Raw genomic sequence first — 19,364 nt, 5'->3', positions numbered from 1 at the left:
TCGAGCTTTGCACTGCCGTCACACCCCGTCCATACGTCGTACCGGAACCGCGGCCGCGGGAGCGGCGGAGCCGCGGCGGGCGCCGCCGGGAGGCAGCCGGAAGGGCGCCGGAAGGCAGTCGGAAGGGCCGCTGGGAGGCAGCCGGGAGGCAGCCGGGAAGGGCCGCCGGAAGGGCCGCCGGGACGCGGCGAACGGCCCGAGAGCGGACCGCGTCGTGTGAACCGGTGGGTGCGCGGCGCCGATGGGCCGGGGCCCTGGCTACGATGGGCCAGCCGGTGGCCGTGGTGGCCGTGCGGCCCAGCGACCCTCCGGGAAGGCCATGCTGAACAAGTACGCGCGTGCATTCTTCACGCGTGTTCTCACGCCATTCGCCGCTCTTCTGCTCCGGATGGGAGTGAGTCCCGACGCGGTCACCCTCATCGGCACGGCCGGAGTGGTGGCCGGAGCCCTGGTCTTCTTCCCCATGGGCGAGCTCTTCTGGGGCACGATCACCATCACGCTCTTCGTCTTCTCCGACCTGGTGGACGGGAACATGGCCCGCCAGGCCGGCGTCTCCAGCCGGTGGGGCGCGTTCCTCGACTCCACCCTCGACCGGGTGGCGGACGCGGCGATCTTCGGCGGGCTCGCGCTCTGGTACGCGGGTTCCGGGAACAACAACGCGCTCTGCGCGGTCGCCATCTTCTGCCTGGCCAGCGGCCAGGTGGTCTCGTACACCAAGGCCCGCGGCGAGTCGATCGGGCTGCCGGTGGCCGTCAACGGGCTCATCGAGCGCGCCGAGCGCCTGGTGATCACGCTGGTCGCGGCCGGCCTGTCCGGCCTGGAGACCTTCGGCGCCCCCTCGTGGATCGGCCTGCTGCTGCCGATCGCGCTGTGGGTGGTCGCGGCGGGCTCGCTCGTGACCCTGATCCAGCGCGTGGTGACCGTACGGCGCGAATCGGCGGAGGCCGACGCCGCCGCCACTGCCGCCGGCGCTCCCTCCGAAGGCGGTACGCCCTGATGGGCAAGGCACAGGACAAGCTGGTCGACGGGCTCTACGGGCTCGGCTGGGCCGGGGTCAAGAAGCTGCCCGAGCCGGCCGCGGCGGCCCTCGGCCGGCGGATCGCGGACTTCGCCTGGAAGCGGCGCGGCAAGAGCGTGCTGCGCCTGGAGTCGAACCTGGCCCGGGTGGTGCCGGACGCCACGCCGGAGGGGCTGCGCGAGCTGTCGCACGCGGGCATGCGCTCCTACATGCGGTACTGGATGGAATCCTTCCGCCTGCCGACCATGGCCAAGGAACGATTCAGCACCGACGTGCAGATGAAGGACGACCACATCCTGCGCGAGGCACTGGCCTCCGGGCGCGGAGTGGTGGTGGCCCTCCCGCACCTCGCCAACTGGGACCTCGCCGGCGCCTGGGCCGTCACCCACATCGGAGTTCCCTTCACCACGGTCGCCGAGCGGCTCAAGCCGGAGACCCTCTACGACCGCTTCGTCGCCTACCGCGAGAGCCTGGGCATGGAGGTGGTCCCGCACAACGGCGGCGCCGCCTTCGGCACGCTCGCCCGGCGGCTGCGCTCCGGCGGGCTCGTCTGCCTGGTCGCGGACCGGGACCTGTCGGCCTCCGGGGTGGAAGTGGACTTCTTCGGCTCGGCGGCGCGCATGCCGGCCGGCCCGGCGCTGCTCGCCCTGCAGACGGGCGCGGTCCTGCTCCCGGCCACCCTGTACTACGGGGACGCGCCGCAGATGTACGGCCGGATCCACCCCCCGGTGGAGATCCCCGAGCAGGGCACCCGGCAGGAGAAGACGGCCGTCATGACGCAGGCGGTCGCCGACGCCTTCGCGCAGGGCATCGCCGAACACCCGCAGGACTGGCACATGCTCCAGCGTCTGTGGCTGGAGGACCTGCGACCGACCACCGACACCGCCGGCAGGCCCGAGGAGCACTCCGCGTGAAGATCGGCATCGTCTGCCCGTACTCCTGGGACGTCCCCGGCGGGGTCCAGTTCCACATCCGGGACCTGGCGGAACACCTGATCGGCCTCGGCCACCAGGTGTCGGTCCTGGCCCCGTCGGACGACGAGACCCCGCTGCCCCCGTACGTGGTCTCGGCGGGGCGGGCGGTACCGGTGCCGTACAACGGGTCGGTCGCCCGGCTCAACTTCGGCTTCCTGTCGGCGGCCCGCGTGCGGCGCTGGCTGCACGACGGGGTCTTCGACGTGGTCCACATCCACGAGCCGACCGCCCCGTCGCTGGGCCTGCTGACCTGCTGGGCGGCACAGGGGCCGATCGTGGCCACCTTCCACACCTCCAACCCGCGCTCCCGGGCGATGCTCGCCGCGTACCCGATCCTGCAGCCGGCGCTGGAGAAGATCAGCGCGCGCATCGCGGTGAGCGAGTACGCGCGGCGCACGCTGGTCGAGCACCTCGGCGGGGACGCGGTGGTCATCCCCAACGGCGTGGACGTGGACTTCTTCGCCAAGGCCGACCCGAACCCGGCCTGGTCGGGCCAGACCCTCGGCTTCATCGGCCGCATCGACGAACCGCGCAAGGGCCTGCCGGTCCTCATGGCGGCCTTCCCCCGCATCGTCGCGGAATGCCCGGACGTACGCCTCCTGGTGGCGGGCCGCGGCGACGAGGAGGAGGCGGTCGCCTCCCTGCCGCCCGAGCTCCGCTCCCGGGTCGAGTTCCTCGGCATGGTCTCCGACGAGGACAAGGCCCGGCTGCTGCGCAGCGTCGACGTGTACGTGGCTCCGAACACGGGCGGCGAGAGCTTCGGCATCATCCTGGTCGAGGCCCTCTCGGCCGGGGCGGCCGTCCTCGCCGCCGACCTCGACGCCTTCGCGCAGGTCCTGGACCAGGGGGCGGCGGGAGCCCTGTTCTCGAACGAGGACCCCGCCTCCCTGGCCACCTCGGCGATCGCCCTCCTGCGCGACCCCGCCCGGCGCGCGGAACTGAGCACCCGCGGCTCGGCCCACGTACGCCGCTTCGACTGGTCGACGGTGGCGGCGGACATCCTGGCCGTCTACGAAACGGTGACCGACGGCGCGGCGGCAGTCGCCGAGGACGAGCGCGTCCCGCTCCGCACCCGCCTGGGCCTGTCCCGCGACACGTGACCGGCCCGCCTCCGCGTGTGCCGCCCGGTTCGCACGTTCTCCGGGGCTGCGCCCCGGACTCGTTCCCGCGCGCGGCGCCGATCCCGGGGGCCGGCCCCCGGACCCCCGCTCCTCAAACGCCGGAGGGGCTGGATTCGGGCCGACGTCGGCCCTGACCGTGGGGCCGCTTGGTGTGGAGCCCCAGGGGTTCGGGCGCAGCCCGGGGAACGGGCGAAGGGCGGGTAGGGGACTTCGCCCCGCAGGGCAGACCCGGCCGCGCCCGCTCACCGGCCGCGCGCCCACTGGCAGTGGCGGCCCGCCGACCGACCACCGCCGGACGGAGTCCGGCGCAGCGCGGCGAAGCCGGGGAGGCCCGCCAGGGCCGAGCCGTGCGAGGGGCGCGTCGAGAGGTAGAGTCGCCGCCCGTGATCGAAACCCTTGTCTGGATTGCCCTCGGCCTCGGCCTCGTCGGGGTGTACCTCAGTTGGTCCGCCGGGCGGCTCGACCGGCTGCACTCCCGGATGGACGCCGCCCGGGCCGCCCTCGACGCGCAGCTCGTTCGCCGGGCCTCCGTCGTGGTGGAGGTCGCGACCTCCGGGGTGCTGGACCCCGCCTCCTCCCTCGTCCTGTACGAGGCCGGGCACGCCGCCCGCCAAGCGGAGGAGGAGCACCGCGAGGTCGCCGAGAGCGAGCTCAGCCAGGCCCTGCGCGCCGTCTTCGCCGATGCGGAACAGGTCGACGTGCTCAAGGCGGCCCCGGGAGGGGCGGAGGCCGCCGAGGAGCTCGCGGCGGCGGTGCGCAGGGTGCCGATGGCACGGCGGTTCCTCAACGACGCCGTGCGCGCGGCCCGGGCATTGCGCCGGCACCGCAAGGTCCGCTGGTTCCGGCTGGCGGGCCACGCTCCCTTCCCGCTGGCCTTCGAGATGGACGACGAGCCTCCGGTGGATCTGGCCGAGCGGCCGTAACTTGTACCCAATGGCCAAATCGCAAGGAGCCACCGGCTGCACATTGGCCCTTGCCGTGGACTGGTCGAGAGGGTTTCCTCGGTCGAGTACCACCAGGTCGCCGGCAGCCATCACCAGTAGCGCCTGAATCTTCCTTTCGAGTGAGGTCAATCCGTGAGCACGCTTCCCTCCACCACGCAGTCCGCCGACTCGGCGATCGGCACCTCCCGCGTCAAGCGCGGCATGGCCGAGCAGCTCAAGGGCGGCGTGATCATGGATGTGGTCAACGCCGAGCAGGCGAAGATCGCCGAAGACGCCGGCGCCGTGGCCGTCATGGCCCTGGAGCGGGTCCCCGCCGACATCCGCAAGGACGGCGGCGTCGCCCGGATGTCCGACCCGAACATGATCGAAGAGATCATCGAGGCCGTCTCCATCCCGGTCATGGCGAAGTCCCGCATCGGCCACTTCGTCGAGGCCCAGGTCCTCCAGTCCCTCGGCGTCGACTACATCGACGAGTCCGAGGTCCTGACCCCGGCCGACGAGGTCAACCACTCCGACAAGTGGGCGTTCACCACTCCCTTCGTCTGTGGCGCCACCAACCTGGGCGAGGCCCTGCGCCGCATCGCCGAGGGCGCGGCCATGATCCGCTCGAAGGGCGAGGCCGGCACCGGCAACGTCGTCGAGGCCGTCCGCCACCTGCGCCAGATCAAGAACGAGATCGCCCGCCTGCGCGGCTACGACAACAACGAGCTGTTCGCCGCCGCCAAGGACCTGCGCGCCCCGTACGAGCTGGTCAAGGAGGTCGCCGAGCTCGGCAAGCTCCCGGTCGTGCTGTTCTCCGCCGGTGGCGTCGCCACCCCCGCCGACGCCGCGCTGATGCGCCAGCTCGGTGCCGAGGGCGTCTTCGTCGGCTCCGGCATCTTCAAGTCGGGCGACCCGGCCAAGCGCGCCGCCGCCATCGTGAAGGCCACCACCTTCTACGACGACCCGAAGATCATCGCGGACGCCTCCCGCAACCTGGGCGAGGCCATGGTCGGCATCAACTGCGACACCCTCCCCGAGTCCGAGCGCTACGCCAACCGCGGCTGGTAGTCATCACCATGACCATCCCCGTGATCGGTGTCCTGGCGCTCCAGGGCGACGTACGGGAGCACCTGATCGCCCTGGCCTCGGCTGACGCCGTGGCCAGGCCGGTCCGGCGTCCCGAGGAGCTCGCCGAGGTCGACGCCCTGGTGATCCCCGGCGGCGAGTCCACGACCATGTCGAAGCTCGCCGTGCTGTTCGGCATGCTGGAGCCGCTGCGCGAGCGCGTACGGGCCGGGATGCCGGTCTACGGCACCTGCGCCGGCATGATCATGCTCGCCGACAAGCTCCTGGACGGCCGTGAGGACCAGGAGACCCTGGGCGGCATCGACATGATCGTGCGCCGCAACGCCTTCGGCCGGCAGAACGAGTCCTTCGAGGCGCAGGTCGACTTCGCCGGCATCGAGGGCGGCCCCGTCGAGGGCGTCTTCATCCGGGCCCCCTGGGTCGAGTCCGTCGGCGGAGCCGCCGAGGTGCTCGCCACGTACGACGGCCACACCGTCGCCGTGCGCCAGGGCAATGTCCTCGCCACCTCGTTCCACCCCGAGCTCACGGGCGACGACAGGGTCCACGCGTACTTCGTCGACATGGTGCGCGCGGGGCTGTAACGGCGTCCCGGTAGGATCTGAGGCGAACATTGTTGGTGACGCGAAGGAGACAGGCAGATGTCCGGCCACTCTAAATGGGCTACGACGAAGCACAAGAAGGCCGTGGTTGACGCCAAGCGCGGCAAGCTCTTCGCGAAGCTGATCAAGAACATCGAGGTCGCGGCCCGTATGGGCGGCGCCGACATCGATGGCAACCCGACCCTCTTCGACGCCATCCAGAAGGCGAAGAAGAGCTCCGTCCCGAACAAGAACATCGACTCCGCGGTCAAGCGCGGCGGCGGTCTCGAAGCCGGCGGCGCCGACTACGAGACGATCATGTACGAAGGCTACGGCCCGAACGGCGTCGCGGTGCTCATCGAGTGCCTCACCGACAACCGCAACCGTGCCGCGTCCGACGTGCGGGTCGCCATGACCCGCAACGGCGGTTCGATGGCCGACCCCGGCTCGGTCTCGTACCTGTTCAACCGCAAGGGCGTCGTCCTGCTGCCCAAGGGCGAGCTGTCCGAGGACGACGTGCTGGAGACGGTGCTCGAGGCGGGCGCGGAAGAGGTCAACGACCTCGGCGACCAGTTCGAGATCATCAGCGAGGCCACCGACATGGTCGGCGTCCGCACCGCGCTGCAGCAGGCGGGCATCGACTACGACTCTGCCGACTCCAACTTCCTTCCGACCATGCAGGTCGAGCTGGACGAAGAGGGCGCGCGCAAGATCTTCAAGCTGATCGACGCGCTGGAGGACAGCGACGACGTGCAGAACGTCTTCGCGAACTTCGACGTCTCGGACGAGGTCATGGAGAAGGTCGACGCCTGACCTGGGCGTCCGGCGCGCACGGCGCCAAAGCAGCGGGCCGACGGGACACACCCCGTCGGCCCGCTGCGTTGTCATAGGCAGCGGTTAGTCTGGCGACCGCAACCATCAATTGATCAGCCACGACGGCGAGGCACCACCTCCGCGAGAGCGGCGGCGGTTCAGCCGCAAAGGGGGGAGGCGGGGGTGCGCGTACTCGGTGTTGACCCGGGCCTGACCCGATGTGGTGTCGGTGTGGTCGAGGGGGTGGCCGGCCGCCCCCTGACGATGCTGGCCGTGGGGGTCGTACGGACGCCCGCGGACGCCGAGTTGGGCCACCGGCTCGTCGCGATCGAGCAGGGCATCGAGGAATGGCTCGACGAGCACCGGCCCGAAGTCGTCGCCGTGGAGCGGGTGTTCAGCCAGCACAACGTCAGCACCGTGATGGGCACCGCCCAAGCCAGCGCCGTCGCCATGCTGTGCGCGGCGCGCCGCGGCATACCGGTCGCGCTGCACACCCCGAGCGAGGTCAAGGCGGCCGTCACCGGCAGCGGTCGCGCCGACAAGGCGCAGGTCGGAGCCATGGTGACCCGGCTGCTGCGGCTGTCCGCCCCGCCCAAGCCCGCCGACGCCGCGGACGCCCTCGCCCTCGCCATCTGCCACATCTGGCGTGCCCCCGCGCAGAACCGCCTCCAGCAGGCCGTCAACCGGCATGCCAGCGCCCTGAAAGGCCGCACCACATGATCGCCTTCGTCAGCGGCACGGTCGCCGCGCTCGCCCCCACCCTGGCCGTCATCGAGGTCGGGGGAGTGGGCATGGCCGTGCACTGCACGCCGAACACCATCGCGGGCCTGCGGACCGGCGAGCAGGCCCGGCTGGCGACGTCCCTGGTCGTGCGGGAGGACTCCCTCACGCTGTACGGCTTCGCCGACGACGACGAGCGCCAGGTCTTCGAGCTTCTGCAGACCGCGAGCGGGGTCGGCCCGAAGCTCGCGCAGGCGATGCTCGGGGTGCACAGCCCGGACGCGCTGCGGGTCGCCGTCTCCGTGGGCGACGAGAAGGCGCTGATGGCCGTCTCCGGCATCGGCAAGAAGGGCGCGCAGAAGCTGCTGCTGGACCTGAAGGACAAGCTGGGGGCTCCGCTGGGGTCGAGCGGGATGGTCGGCGCGCAGCGTGCGGTGGCCTCCGGCCCGGCGCCGTGGTCGGAGCAGCTCTCCGCCGCCCTGATCGGCCTCGGCTACGCCCCCCGGGACGCGGACGAGGCCGTCTCGGCCGTGACCCCGCAGGCGGAGGCGGCGATCGCCGCCGGCGGGTCGGCCCCCGTTCCACAGCTCCTGCGGGCGGCCCTGCAGTCCCTGAACCGGGCGCGATGAGTCCGGCGCGGCGCCGTCGCCGGGGCTCCGTACCGGACCCCGCGCCTCGAACGCCGGCGGGGCTGAAAGATCGCCTCAGGCCCCGGCGGGGCTGGATCGTGGCCGGCGTCGGCTCGCACGTGCGCGCAACGCACCGTGCGGGCTGGCGGGCCGATGGCCCGCAGGGCAATCCCAGCCCCGCAGGTGATGGAGGCGCGGGTCTGGGCGGAGCCCGGGAAACGGAGAAAGGGCGGGGCGGGGAGAATGCCCCGCAGGCCCGCCCGCACACGACGGACCACCGCACCACCCGAGAAGGCAGACTGACACCGTGAACTGGGATGACGAGAGCGACGACCGGATCGTCGCAGCCGCGGCGGACGGCGAGGACACCGCCGTCGAGGCGGCCCTGCGGCCCAAGGACCTCGGTGAGTTCGTCGGGCAGGAGAAGGTCCGCCAGCAGCTGGACCTCGTCCTGAAGGCGGCCCGCCAGCGCGGCGCCACCGCCGATCACGTGCTGTTGTCGGGCGCCCCGGGTCTGGGGAAGACCACCCTGTCCATGATCATCGCGGCCGAGATGGACGCGCCCATCCGGATCACCTCCGGTCCCGCCATCCAGCACGCGGGCGACCTCGCCGCCATCCTCTCCTCCCTCCAGGAGGGCGAGGTCCTCTTCCTCGACGAGATCCACCGGATGTCCCGGCCCGCCGAGGAAATGCTCTACATGGCCATGGAGGACTTCCGCGTCGACGTGATCGTCGGCAAGGGCCCGGGGGCCACCGCCATTCCGCTGGAACTGCCCCCGTTCACCCTCGTCGGGGCCACGACCCGGGCCGGTCTGCTCCCGCCCCCGCTGCGCGACCGCTTCGGCTTCACGGGCCACATGGAGTTCTACGCCCCGGAGGAGCTGGAGCGCGTCATCCACCGTTCCGCGCGGCTCCTCGACGTGGAGATCGACACCGCCGGCGCCGCCGAGATCGCCGGCCGCTCGCGCGGAACCCCCCGTATCGCCAACCGGCTGCTGCGCCGCGTCCGCGACTACGCCCAGGTCAGGGCCGACGGCGTGATCAACCGTGCGGTCGCCGGCACCGCCCTGAAGGTCTACGAGGTCGACGAGCGCGGGCTCGACCGGCTGGACCGGGGCGTCCTGGAGGCGCTCCTGAAGCTCTTCGGCGGGGGCCCCGTGGGCCTGTCGACGCTCGCCGTCGCCGTCGGCGAGGAGCGGGAGACCGTGGAGGAGGTCGCCGAGCCCTTCCTCGTACGGGAAGGACTTCTGGCCAGAACCCCCAGGGGGCGGGTCGCGACCCCGGCCGCATGGGCTCACCTGGGACTTGTTCCGCCCCAGCAGGGCGGGAACGGATCAAGCGGACAACAGGGCCTCTTCGGGACCTGACGGCGCGGACGTTCGCCCCCTCAGGAACTGCGGTGACATGCTGGGCGTTGTTCCATCGGTGCGGACTCGCCTAGACTCCGCCGATGCCGACCCTTACGGTCGGCGTACCCACCCCCCGTACAAAGGCCGTGCGCTTGTGCGGTCGATGCGAAGGACCTGCGTCCCGTGAATATCATGTCCCTCCTTCCGTTCGTGCTGATCATCGGGGCGATGTTCCTGCTGACCCGCAGCCAGAAGAAGAAGCAGCAGGCGGCCGTGCAGATGCGCGACCAGCTGACCGCCGGTACCGGCGTCCGCACCATCGGCGGCATGTACGCCACGGTGAAGGAGGTCGGCGAGGACACCGTCACGCTCGAGGTGGCCCCCGGCGTCCACGCGATCTACGCGAAGAACTCCATCGGCGCGGTGCTGGAGGACGAGGAGTACAACCGCATCGTCCACGGCATCACCGATGATCTGACGATCGACACGCCGGTCGTCCCGGACGACGCGTCCTCCCTGACCGGGGACGAGGCCCCCAAGCTCGACCTGGGCAAGAAGGACGAGCCCAAGGCCGACGAGCCCGCGGCCGACGAGGCCAAGGGCGACGAGCCGAAGGACGGCAAGACCGACGGCGAGGCCGGCGCGAAGTAGCGCTGGACCGGGGACCGTGCGGGGCGCCTGATCGGCAGCCCCGGCGGTCCCCGCCAGTGACCCTTCTGCGGGGGGCAGGGGTCCCCACACACATTTCGGTGGCCGTCCCCGCGCTGACCCGGCGCGGGACGGTTGGACAGGGAGATACGACAAGGTGGCAGCACCGAAGAAGGGCCGGCGGCCCACGGGGGCTCAGGGGAGGCCGGGGCGTGCCCTGGCCATCATCCTGATCGCGATGGTGGCGCTCACCGCGGGGATGTTCCTCACGAAGCAGACGACGCCGCGCCTCGGCATCGACCTCGCCGGCGGTACGAGCATCACGCTCAAGGCCAAGAGCGAGCCCGGCAAGCCGGACGCGATCAACGAGACCAACATGAACACGGCGGTCGGCATCATCGAGCGCCGCGTCAACGGTCTCGGTGTGTCGGAGGCCGAGGTCCAGACCCAGGGCCGCGACCACATCATCGTGAACATCCCCAAGGGGACGAACGACCAGCAGGCGCGCGACCAGGTCGGCACCACCGCCCAGCTGTACTTCCGCCCCGTGCTCGCCACGGCGGACGGTGCCCCGGTAGCCCCCGAGGCCAACGCGAGCGGCTCCCCGAGCGCCGCCCCGAGCGGCTCCGGCAGCCCGTCCGCCAGTGCGCCCACCCCGTCGTCCAGCGCCACTTCCCAGGGCCGTGCGGTCAGTGAGGCCCTCAAGGCCCCGAACGCCCCCTCTCCCTCGCCCTCGGCGAGCGAGTCGAAGAAGGCAGACGACAAGGCCACCCCGTCCACGTCGCCGTCCGCGCCGTCCGCCGACCAGGCCGCAGCCGCGGACCTGCAGGCGAAGTTCGCCGCGCTGGACTGCAGCGACGAGGCGCAGCGCACCGCCGTCAAGCAGAACGTCAAGCCCGAGGACCCGACGCTCGCCTGCGGCAAGCGCGGCGACGCCTGGGGCAAGTGGGTGCTCGGCCCGGCCCAGGTCAACGGCCAGGACGTGAAGGACGCCAAGGGCATCATCGACCCGCAGCGCGGCATGTGGATCGTCACGATGCAGTTCACCGACAAGGGCGCCGACAAGTTCGCCAAGATCACCGGTGAGCTCGCGGCCAAGCAGCCCCCGCAGAACCAGTTCGCCATCGTGCTCGACGGCGAGGTCATCTCCGACCCGTCCGTCAGCCAGGCGCTGACCGGCGGCAACGCCGAGATCTCCGGCGGCTTCACCCAGCAGTCCGCGCAGGACCTGGGCAACATGCTCTCGTACGGCGCCCTGCCGCTGTCCTTCCAGGAGGACAGCGTCACCACCGTCACCGCCGCGCTCGGCGGCGAGCAGCTGAAGGCCGGCCTCATCGCCGGTGCCATCGGCCTCGCCCTCGTGGTGATCTACCTGCTGGCGTACTACCGGGGCCTGGCGTTCGTCGCCATCATCAGTCTCATGGTCTCCGGCATCCTGACCTACACGATCATGGTGCTGCTCGGCAAGGGAATCGGCTTCGCCCTGAACCTGCCGGCCGTCTGTGGTGCGATCGTCGCGATCGGCATCACCGCCGACTCGTTCATCGTGTACTTCGAACGCATCCGGGACGAGATCCGCGAGGGCCGCACCCTGCGTCCGGCCGTCGAGCGCGCCTGGCCGCGCGCCCGTCGCACCATCCTCGTCTCCGACTTCGTGTCGTTCCTGGCCGCCGCGGTGCTGTTCATCGTCACCGTCGGCAAGGTGCAGGGCTTCGCCTTCACCCTGGGCCTGACCACCCTGCTCGACGTGGTCGTGGTGTTCCTCTTCACCAAGCCCGTCATGACGCTGCTGGCCCGTACGAACTTCTTCGCCAGCGGTCACCCGTGGTCCGGGCTCGACCCGAAGCGACTGGGCGCGAAGCCGCCGCTGCGACGCTCGCGTCGTACCGGCTCCGCCGCGGCCGCCGCGACCGTCTCCGTTCCCGTCGACGCAAAGGAGGCGTGAGAGATGTCGAAGCTCGGAGATCTCGGCGCCAAGCTGTACCGAGGTGAGGTCGGCTACGACTTCGTCGGCAAGCGCTTCGTCTGGTACGGCGTTTCCATCCTGATCACCATCACGGCGATCGTGGCCGTGGCCGTCTCGGGCCTCAACATGGGCATCGAGTTCAAGGGCGGGGCCGTCTTCACCACCCCGAAGACCTCCGTCTCGGAGGCCCAGGCCCGCGAGGACGCGGAAGAGGCCTCCGGCCACGCCGCGATCGTCCAGAAGCTCGGCACCGGCGGCCTGCGCATCCAGATCTCGGAACTGGGCACCGATGCCGCGGCCGAGGTGAAGGCCAAGCTCGCGACCGACCTCAAGGTCGACGCGGCTCAGATCAACGCGGACCTGGTCGGCCCCAGCTGGGGCGAGCAGATCGCCAACAAGGCCTGGACCGGCCTCGGCGTCTTCATGGTCCTCGTGGTGATCTACCTGGCCATCGCCTTCGAGTGGCGGATGGCGGTCGCGGCGCTCATCGCGCTGATCCACGACCTCACGATCACGGTCGGCGTGTACGCGCTGGTCGGCTTCGAGGTCACCCCGGGTACGGTCATCGGTCTGCTGACCATCCTCGGTTACTCCCTCTACGACACCGTCGTCGTCTTCGACGGTCTCAAGGAGGGCTCGAAGGACATCACCAAGCAGACCCGCTGGACGTACAGCGAGATCGCCAACCGCAGCATCAACGGCACGCTGGTCCGCTCGATCAACACCACCGTCGTGGCACTGCTCCCGGTCGGGGCGCTGCTCTTCATCGGTGGCGGCATCCTCGACGCCGGCATGCTGAACGACATCTCGCTGTCGCTGTTCGTCGGCCTCGCGGCCGGCGCCTACTCGTCGATCTTCATCGCGACCCCGCTGGTCGTGGACCTGAAGGAGCGCGAGCCGGCGATGAAGGCCCTGAAGAAGCGGGTGCTCGCGAAGCGGGCGTCGGCCGAGGCCAGGGGCGAATCGCCCGAGGACGCCGGGACCGAAGGCACGCCCGAGGTAGTGGCGCAGGGCCGGTCGGGACGCCGCCGGTGACCGCGGAGCTGCCCGCCGGCGTACGGGACCTGCTGCTCAGCCGGATCACGGACGTGGCGGACTACCCGAAGCCGGGCGTGATGTTCAAGGACATCACCCCGCTGCTGGCCGACCCGAAGGCGTTCGGCGCCCTCACGGACGCGCTGGTGGCCCTGGCCGGGCAGTACGGAGCGACGAAGATCGTCGGGCTGGAGGCGCGGGGATTCATCCTGGCGGCTCCGGTGGCCGTGCAGGCGGGCATCGGCTTCGTGCCGGTCCGCAAGGCGGGGAAGCTCCCCGGGGCGACGCTCCTGCAGTCCTACGACCTGGAGTACGGGTCGGCGGAGATCGAGATCCACGCGGAGGCGCTGTGCGCCGACGACCGGGTCATGGTCATCGACGACGTGCTGGCCACCGGTGGCACCGCTGCCGCCTCGCTGGAGCTGATCCGGCGGGCCGGGGCGGAGGTCGCCGGGGTCGCGGTCCTGATGGAGCTGTCGTTCCTGCCGGGCCGCGAGCGGTTGCTGTCGACGCTGGGCGATGCTCCGCTCGATGCGCTGATCGTGGTCTGACCACGCTGTTCTACGAAGCGGGCGTGCACCGGGGACTCCCGGAGCGCGCCCGCTTCGGCGTGTCCGGGGGCCCCTGCGCGGGGCGAGGTCCCCTACCGCCCTTCCGCCATCCCCCAGACTCCGTCCGGGGGACCCCCAGCCGGGGCTCCGCCCCGGACCCCGGTCCTCGAACCACGGACGGGCTGGATATGGCCGGGCCCGGCGAGGGTCGGGGTGGACTCGGGGAACGGGGTGGCGCAACCCTCGCTACGATGGGTTATCCGGACCGGACACGGGCACCGGATCCTCCCCCAAACTTCGTCCGGGGGGACCCCCTGAGGAGCGCTCTTGCCAGACGAGGTCCAGCCAATCTCCGCCGCGCAGCCCGATCCGCAGGCCGAGCCGGCCGCGGCGGGCCCCGCCACGCCGCCGGCCGCCCCGGTACCGTCGGCCCCGGCGCCCGCGCCCCCGGTCAAGCCCGCGTCCGCGAAGTCGGCCGGGTCCTCCAATCGGGTGCGCGCCCGGCTGGCCCGCCTCGGCGTCCAGCGTTCCAACCCGTACAACCCGGTCCTGGAACCGCTGCTCCGCATAGTCCGCAGCAACGACCCGAAGATCGAGACGGCCACGCTGCGCCAGATCGAACAGGCCTACCAGGTCGCCGAGCGCTGGCACCGCGGCCAGAAGCGCAAGAGCGGCGACCCGTACATCACCCACCCGCTCGCGGTGACGACGATCCTCGCCGAGCTGGGCATGGACCCGGCCACCCTGATGGCGGGGCTCCTCCACGACACCGTGGAGGACACCGAGTACGGGCTGGAGGACCTGCGGCGCGACTTCGGCGACGCCGTGACCCTGCTCGTCGACGGAGTCACCAAGCTCGACCGCGTCAAGTTCGGCGAGGCCGCGCAGGCCGAGACCGTCCGCAAAATGGTCGTGGCCATGGCCAAGGACCCCCGGGTCCTGGTCATCAAGCTGGCCGACCGGCTGCACAACATGCGCACCATGCGCTACCTCAAGCGGGAGAAGCAGGAGAAGAAGGCCCGCGAGACCCTTGAGATCTACGCCCCGCTGGCGCACCGGCTGGGCATGAACACCATCAAGTGGGAGCTGGAGGACCTCGCCTTCGCGATCCTCTACCCCAAGATGTACGACGAGATCGTGCGGCTGGTGGCCGAAAGGGCGCCCAAGCGCGACGAGTACCTCACCGTCGTCACCGACGAGGTGCAGGCCGACCTGCGGGCCGCCCGCATCAAGGCCACCGTCACCGGGCGCCCCAAGCACTACTACAGCGTCTACCAGAAGATGATCGTGCGCGGCCGCGACTTCGCCGAGATCTACGACCTGGTCGGCATCCGGGTCCTCGTCGACACCGTCCGGGACTGCTACGCCGCCCTCGGCACCGTGCACGCGCGATGGAACCCGGTCCCCGGCCGGTTCAAGGACTACATCGCGATGCCGAAGTTCAACATGTACCAGTCGCTCCACACGACGGTCATCGGACCCAGCGGGAAGCCCGTCGAGCTCCAGATCCGCACCTTCGACATGCACCGCCGCGCCGAGTACGGCATCGCCGCGCACTGGAAGTACAAGCAGCAGACCGTCGCCGGCACCTCGAAGGTACGGACCGACGTGCCGCAGGCGGCCAAGGGCAGCGCCGGCCACGACACCGTCAACGACATGGCCTGGCTGCGCCAGCTGCTGGACTGGCAGAAGGAGACCGAGGACCCGAGCGAGTTCCTCGACTCGCTGCGCTTCGACCTCTCGCGCAACGAGGTCTTCGTCTTCACGCCCAAGGGCGATGTCATCGCCCTGCCGGCCGGAGCCACGCCCGTCGACTTCGCGTACGCCGTCCACACCGAGGTCGGCCACCGGACCATAGGAGCGCGGGTCAACGGGCGGCTCGTCCCGCTCGAATCGACCCTCGACAACGGCGACCTGGTCGAGGTCTTCACCTCCAAGGCCGAGGGCGCCGGCCCGTCCCGCGACTGGCTGGGCTTCGTCAAGTCCCCCCGCGCCCGCAACAAGATCCGGGCCTGGTTCTCCAAGGAGCGCCGCGACGAGGCCATCGAACACGGCAAGGACGCCATCGCGCGGGCCATGCGCAAGCAGAACCTGCCGATCCAGCGCATCCTGACCGGGGACTCCCTCGTCACGCTCGCGCACGAGATGCGCTACCCCGACATCTCCTCGCTCTACGCGGCGATCGGCGAAGGCCACGTCACCGCGCAGAACGTCGTCCAGAAGCTGGTCCAGGCCCTCGGCGGCGAGGACGCGGCCAACGAGGACATCGAGGACAGCATCCCGCCGGCCCGCGGCCGCAGCACCCGTCGCGGCAACGCCGACCCCGGCGTGGTGGTCAAGGGCGTCGAGGACGTGTGGGTCAAGCTGGCCCGCTGCTGCACCCCGGTGCCGGGCGACCCCATCATCGGGTTCGTCACCCGCGGCAGCGGCGTATCGGTTCACCGTGCCGACTGCGTCAACGTGGACTCCCTCTCCCAGCAGCCCGAGCGGATGCTGGAGGTCGAATGGGCGCCCACCCAGTCCTCCGTCTTCCTGGTCGCCATCCAGGTCGAGGCACTGGACCGGTCCCGGCTGCTGTCGGACGTCACCCGGGTCCTGTCGGACCAGCACGTGAACATCCTGTCGGCGGCCGTCCAGACCTCCCGCGACCGGGTGGCCACCTCCCGGTTCACCTTCGAAATGGGCGACCCGAAGCACCTGGGCCACGTCCTGAAGGCCGTACGGGGCGTCGAGGGCGTCTACGACGTCTACCGCGTGACCTCGGCCCGCAGGCCGTAGCACGGCACACGTGGAAGGGCCCCGGTACGCACTGCGTACCGGGGCCCTTCCACGTGTGCGGGGCGGCCGGGAAATCAGCCGCCGAACTCCTCGAGGCCCTTCAGCGCCTGGTCCAGCAGGGCCTGACGGCCCTCCAGCTCCCGGGACAGCTTGTCGGCCCTGGAGTTGTTGCCCTGGGCGCGCGCCGTGTCGATCTGGCCGCGCAGCTTGTCGACCGCCGCCTGCAGCTGACCCGTCAGACCGGCCGCACGGGCCCGCGCCTCCGGGTTCGTACGGCGCCACTCGCCTTCCTCGGCCTCCTGGATCGCCCGCTCGACGGTGTGCATCCGGCCCTCGACCTTGGGACGCGCGTCCCGCGGTACGTGCCCGATGGCCTCCCAGCGCTCGTTCAGGGAACGGAACGCGGCACGGGCCGCCTTCAGGTCCGTGATCGGGAGGAGCTTCTCGGCCTCGTCGGCCAGCTCCTCCTTCAGCTTCAGGTTCTCCACCTGCTCGGCGTCGCGCTCCGCGAAGACCTCGCTGCGCGCCGCGAAGAACACGTCCTGGGCGCCGCGGAAACGGTTCCACAGGTCGTCCTCGGACTCGCGCTGCGCACGGCCCGCGGCCTTCCAGCTCTCCATCAGCTCGCGGTAGCGCGCGGCCGTCGGACCCCAGTCGGTCGACTTCGACAGCGACTCGGCCTCCGCGACCAGCTTCTCCTTCACCTTCCGGGCGTCCTCGCGCTGGGCGTCGAGCGAGGCGAAGTGGGCCTTGCGGCGCTTGGAGAAGGCGGAACGGGCGTGCGAGAAGCGGTGCCACAGCTCGTCGTCCGACTTGCGGTCGAGGCGGGGCAGACCCTTCCAGATGTCCACCAGGGCCCGCAGCCGCTCGCCGGCGCTGCGCCACTGGTCGCTCTGCGCCAGCTCCTCGGCCTCGGCCACCAGCGCGTCCTTGGCCGTACGGGCCTCGTCCGTCTGCTTGGCCTTCTGGACCTTGCGCTCCTCGCGCCGCGAGTCCACGGTCGACACGAGCTTGTCCAGCCGGACGCGCAGCGCGTCGAGGTCGCCGACGGCGTGGTGCTCGTCCACCTGCGTGCGCAGGTGCTCGATGGCCGTCTGGGCGTCCTTGGCGGCCAGATCGGTGGTCCGCACCCGTCGTTCGAGGAGGCCGATCTCGACCACCAGGCCCTCGTACTTGCGCTCGAAGTAGGCCAGGGCCTCCTCCGGGGTGCCGGCCTGCCACGAGCCGACGACCTTCTCGCCATCGGCAGTTCGCACGTACACGGTGCCGGTCTCGTCGACTCGGCCCCACGGGTCGCTGCTCACAGCGCCTCCTCCACCTGATGCCTTGCGAGGGGTTCACCCCCTGGGCATCGTCCACAGTTTCCTGGGGCGGGCCGCGCCCGCCCTGCACAACGCCAACATAGGCGACCGCCGGGCCGGCTGTCCGCATCCAGCACGACGGAATATCGCCGTACCGGAGCGCCGTCGAGGAAATCGAGGAGACAGCCCGGGCCCGGGGCGCCCGGTCCCGGTCAGTTCTGGGTGACGGTGCCCTTCTCGATGGTCACGGGGGTCTTGGGGGCCCCGTCCTGGCCGCCGTCGGCCGTACCGGCCTTGGCCACCTCTTCGAGCACCTTCAGGCCCGCCGCGTCGATCTTGCCGAAGGGCGTGTACGACGGGGCGAGGGGGCTGTCCTTGTAGACCAGGAAGAACTGGCTGCCGCCCGAGCCGGGCTGGCCGGTGTTGGCCATCGCCACCGTGCCCGCCGGGTAGATCACCTGGCCCGTCTCGTTGGGCTTGCCCAGCGAGTCGAGGTTCTCGTCCGCAATGGTGTAGCCGGGACCGCCCATGCCGGTGCCCTGCGGGTCACCGCACTGCAGGACGAAGATGCTGCCCGTCGTCAGGCGGTGGCACTTGGTGTTGTCGAAGAACTTCTTGTCGGCGAGCGACTTGAACGAGTTGACCGTCTGCGGGGTCTTCGCCGCGTCCATCTCGAAGGTGACGTCGCCCGCGCTGGTCTTCAGGGCGAAGGTGTACTTCGCCTTGGCGTCGATCGCCATCGCCGGGGAGGGGGACTGCTGCGGGGTCGGCGAGGCCGGGGCCGAGGGGGTCGCGGCCGGGTCGGCCGCCACGTCCTTCTTGTCCTTGTCGAACACCCCGCCGGCCACGAGGCCGACCAGCGCCGCCACGACCACGGCCACCGCCGCGCCGATCACGGCGAGCCGCTTGCGCGACTTCTGCCGCGCTTCTGCACGCCGCTTCTGCTGGCGTTCGTACTTTTCCCTGGCGAGCTGGCGCCGCCGCTGATCGCTCGTGACCACCGGGTCGTCTCCTTGTGCGTGTCTGGTACCACTGTCCGGGCTGGGTTAGGCCGTACCGTATATGGGTTCGCTGTGTAATGAGCGGCGCCGGTACCCTCTGAGCAGCAGCATTCCGATCTGCAAGCCTCCCGCCGGACGACGATTGAGGACGAACGTGCTGATTGCCGGATTCCCCGCCGGGGCCTGGGGGACCAACTGTTACGTGGTCGCCCCCGCCGCCGGTGAGGAGTGCGTCATCATCGACCCGGGCCACCAGGCCGCCCAGGGTGTCGAAGAGACGCTGAAGAAGCATCGGCTCAAGCCCGTCGCCGTCGTCCTCACCCACGGCCACATCGATCATGTGGCCTCGGTGGTCCCGGTCTGCGGAGCACACGACGTACCGGCCTGGATCCACCCCGAGGACCGCTTCATGATGAGCGACCCGGAGAAGGCCCTCGGCCGTTCCCTCGGAGCGCAGCTCATGGGCGAGCTCACGGTGGGGGAGCCCTCCGACGTCAAGGAGCTTAACCACGGCGCGCAGCTCGTCCTGGCCGGCATGGAGCTCACCGTCTCGCACGCCCCCGGCCATACCAGGGGGTCGGTGACCTTCGGGATGCCCGAGGCGGCGGACATCCCGCCGCTGCTGTTCTCGGGCGACCTGCTCTTCGCCGGCTCCATCGGGCGTACCGACTTCCCCGGCGGCAGCCACGCCGACATGCTCGAATCGCTGGCCCGCGTGTGCCTGCCGCTCGACGACTCGACCGTGGTGCTGCCCGGACACAACGAGCACACGACCATTGGCCGTGAGCGAGCCACCAATCCGTACCTGCGGCAGGTGGCCGCCGGCCTGGGAGACGGCTTCACGTCTCCACGACGAGGAATGTGACGA

Annotated in this window: 18 protein-coding genes; 16 read left to right on the top strand and 2 right to left on the bottom strand. The window is 70.9% G+C overall.

The features are described from left to right. The first annotated feature begins 319 nt into the window (after positions 1-319). The 15 genes from pgsA to AC6CKD_RS21465 all read left to right on the top strand — a co-directional run bounded on the left by pgsA (position 320) and on the right by AC6CKD_RS21465 (position 16,194). Positions 320-997, top strand: coding sequence for a phosphatidylinositol phosphate synthase (gene pgsA / locus AC6CKD_RS21535; protein ID WP_498329069.1), 678 nt, complete (start codon positions 320-322; stop codon positions 995-997). After that, a complete protein-coding gene (locus AC6CKD_RS21530) occupies positions 997-1,932 on the top strand; it encodes a phosphatidylinositol mannoside acyltransferase (RefSeq protein WP_498329068.1) in 936 nt (311 codons plus the stop codon). The genes pgsA and AC6CKD_RS21530 overlap by 1 nt, the downstream gene beginning before the upstream one ends. Further along, positions 1,929-3,092 carry a glycosyltransferase family 4 protein gene (locus AC6CKD_RS21525; RefSeq protein ID WP_498329067.1) on the top strand — a complete coding sequence of 388 codons (1,164 nt, stop codon included), beginning with the start codon at positions 1,929-1,931 and terminating at the stop codon, positions 3,090-3,092. Before AC6CKD_RS21530 ends, AC6CKD_RS21525 begins: the two co-directional genes overlap by 4 nt. 404 nt (positions 3,093-3,496) lie before the next feature. After that, positions 3,497-4,036 carry a hypothetical protein gene (locus AC6CKD_RS21520; protein ID WP_498329066.1) on the top strand — a complete coding sequence of 180 codons (540 nt, stop codon included), beginning with the start codon at positions 3,497-3,499 and terminating at the stop codon, positions 4,034-4,036. 153 nt (positions 4,037-4,189) lie between these two features. Further along, on the top strand, positions 4,190-5,107 hold the full coding sequence (gene pdxS, locus AC6CKD_RS21515) for a pyridoxal 5'-phosphate synthase lyase subunit PdxS (RefSeq protein ID WP_498329065.1): 918 nt from the start codon (positions 4,190-4,192) through the stop codon (positions 5,105-5,107). Positions 5,108-5,115: 8 nt separating this feature from the next. Then, on the top strand, positions 5,116-5,706 hold the full coding sequence (pdxT, locus tag AC6CKD_RS21510; RefSeq protein WP_498329064.1) for a pyridoxal 5'-phosphate synthase glutaminase subunit PdxT: 591 nt from the start codon (positions 5,116-5,118) through the stop codon (positions 5,704-5,706). A 57-nt stretch (positions 5,707-5,763) separates the two neighbouring features. After that, positions 5,764-6,516, top strand: a complete 753-nt coding sequence (locus AC6CKD_RS21505; RefSeq protein ID WP_330295445.1) for a YebC/PmpR family DNA-binding transcriptional regulator — start codon at positions 5,764-5,766, stop codon at positions 6,514-6,516. A 183-nt stretch (positions 6,517-6,699) separates the two neighbouring features. Next, positions 6,700-7,236, top strand: coding sequence for a crossover junction endodeoxyribonuclease RuvC (ruvC, locus tag AC6CKD_RS21500; protein WP_498329063.1), 537 nt, complete (start codon positions 6,700-6,702; stop codon positions 7,234-7,236). Continuing rightward, the gene (gene ruvA / locus AC6CKD_RS21495; protein WP_498329062.1) at positions 7,233-7,865 is read left to right on the top strand and encodes a Holliday junction branch migration protein RuvA; all 633 of its coding nucleotides are present in this window, start codon (positions 7,233-7,235) and stop codon (positions 7,863-7,865) included. Before ruvC ends, ruvA begins: the two co-directional genes overlap by 4 nt. A gap of 307 nt (positions 7,866-8,172) precedes the next feature. Further along, positions 8,173-9,234 (top strand): Holliday junction branch migration DNA helicase RuvB, encoded by a 1,062-nt coding sequence (gene ruvB / locus AC6CKD_RS21490; protein WP_498329061.1) that lies wholly within the window; start codon positions 8,173-8,175, stop codon positions 9,232-9,234. A 165-nt stretch (positions 9,235-9,399) separates the two neighbouring features. Continuing rightward, the gene (yajC, locus tag AC6CKD_RS21485) at positions 9,400-9,867 is read left to right on the top strand and encodes a preprotein translocase subunit YajC (RefSeq protein ID WP_498329060.1); all 468 of its coding nucleotides are present in this window, start codon (positions 9,400-9,402) and stop codon (positions 9,865-9,867) included. 154 nt (positions 9,868-10,021) lie between these two features. Continuing rightward, positions 10,022-11,809, top strand: coding sequence for a protein translocase subunit SecD (gene secD / locus AC6CKD_RS21480; RefSeq protein WP_498329059.1), 1,788 nt, complete (start codon positions 10,022-10,024; stop codon positions 11,807-11,809). Positions 11,810-11,812: 3 nt separating this feature from the next. Next, positions 11,813-12,865 (top strand): protein translocase subunit SecF, encoded by a 1,053-nt coding sequence (gene secF / locus AC6CKD_RS21475; RefSeq protein WP_498329058.1) that lies wholly within the window; start codon positions 11,813-11,815, stop codon positions 12,863-12,865. Further along, the gene (locus AC6CKD_RS21470; protein WP_498329057.1) at positions 12,862-13,416 is read left to right on the top strand and encodes an adenine phosphoribosyltransferase; all 555 of its coding nucleotides are present in this window, start codon (positions 12,862-12,864) and stop codon (positions 13,414-13,416) included. The genes secF and AC6CKD_RS21470 overlap by 4 nt, the downstream gene beginning before the upstream one ends. 327 nt (positions 13,417-13,743) lie before the next feature. Continuing rightward, on the top strand, positions 13,744-16,194 hold the full coding sequence (locus AC6CKD_RS21465) for a RelA/SpoT family protein (protein WP_498329056.1): 2,451 nt from the start codon (positions 13,744-13,746) through the stop codon (positions 16,192-16,194). 74 nt (positions 16,195-16,268) lie between these two features. Here the strand turns inward: AC6CKD_RS21465 and AC6CKD_RS21460 are convergent, their stop codons facing one another. Both AC6CKD_RS21460 and AC6CKD_RS21455 read right to left on the bottom strand, forming a co-directional pair. Next, a complete protein-coding gene (locus AC6CKD_RS21460; RefSeq protein WP_498329055.1) occupies positions 16,269-17,498 on the bottom strand; it encodes a DUF349 domain-containing protein in 1,230 nt (409 codons plus the stop codon). Between the two features lie 209 nt (positions 17,499-17,707). Next, positions 17,708-18,496, bottom strand: coding sequence for a peptidylprolyl isomerase (locus AC6CKD_RS21455; protein WP_498329054.1), 789 nt, complete (start codon positions 18,494-18,496; stop codon positions 17,708-17,710). Positions 18,497-18,650: 154 nt separating this feature from the next. On the opposite strand from AC6CKD_RS21455, the gene AC6CKD_RS21450 reads away from it, so the two are divergent. Continuing rightward, entirely contained in the window at positions 18,651-19,361 is a 711-nt protein-coding gene (locus AC6CKD_RS21450; RefSeq protein WP_498329053.1) for an MBL fold metallo-hydrolase, read from the top strand. Positions 19,362-19,364: the final 3 nt, after the last annotated feature.

It is taken from the genome of Streptomyces sp. GQ60 (assembly GCF_059758875.1).
The sequence above is the reverse complement of the archived record's forward strand: the minus strand, read 5'-3'. Positions and strand labels throughout refer to the sequence as shown.

Excerpts from the sequence above, each read along its gene's own strand:
- ruvA (WP_498329062.1), top strand. The coding sequence starts at position 7,233 with ATGATCGCCTTCGTCAGCGGCACGGTCGCCGCGCTCGCCCCCACCCTG.
- pgsA (WP_498329069.1), top strand. The coding sequence starts at position 320 with ATGCTGAACAAGTACGCGCGTGCATTCTTCACGCGTGTTCTCACGCCA.
- AC6CKD_RS21505 (WP_330295445.1), top strand. The coding sequence starts at position 5,764 with ATGTCCGGCCACTCTAAATGGGCTACGACGAAGCACAAGAAGGCCGTG.
- pdxT (WP_498329064.1), top strand. The coding sequence starts at position 5,116 with ATGACCATCCCCGTGATCGGTGTCCTGGCGCTCCAGGGCGACGTACGG.
- AC6CKD_RS21530 (WP_498329068.1), top strand. The coding sequence starts at position 997 with ATGGGCAAGGCACAGGACAAGCTGGTCGACGGGCTCTACGGGCTCGGC.
- secF (WP_498329058.1), top strand. The coding sequence starts at position 11,813 with ATGTCGAAGCTCGGAGATCTCGGCGCCAAGCTGTACCGAGGTGAGGTC.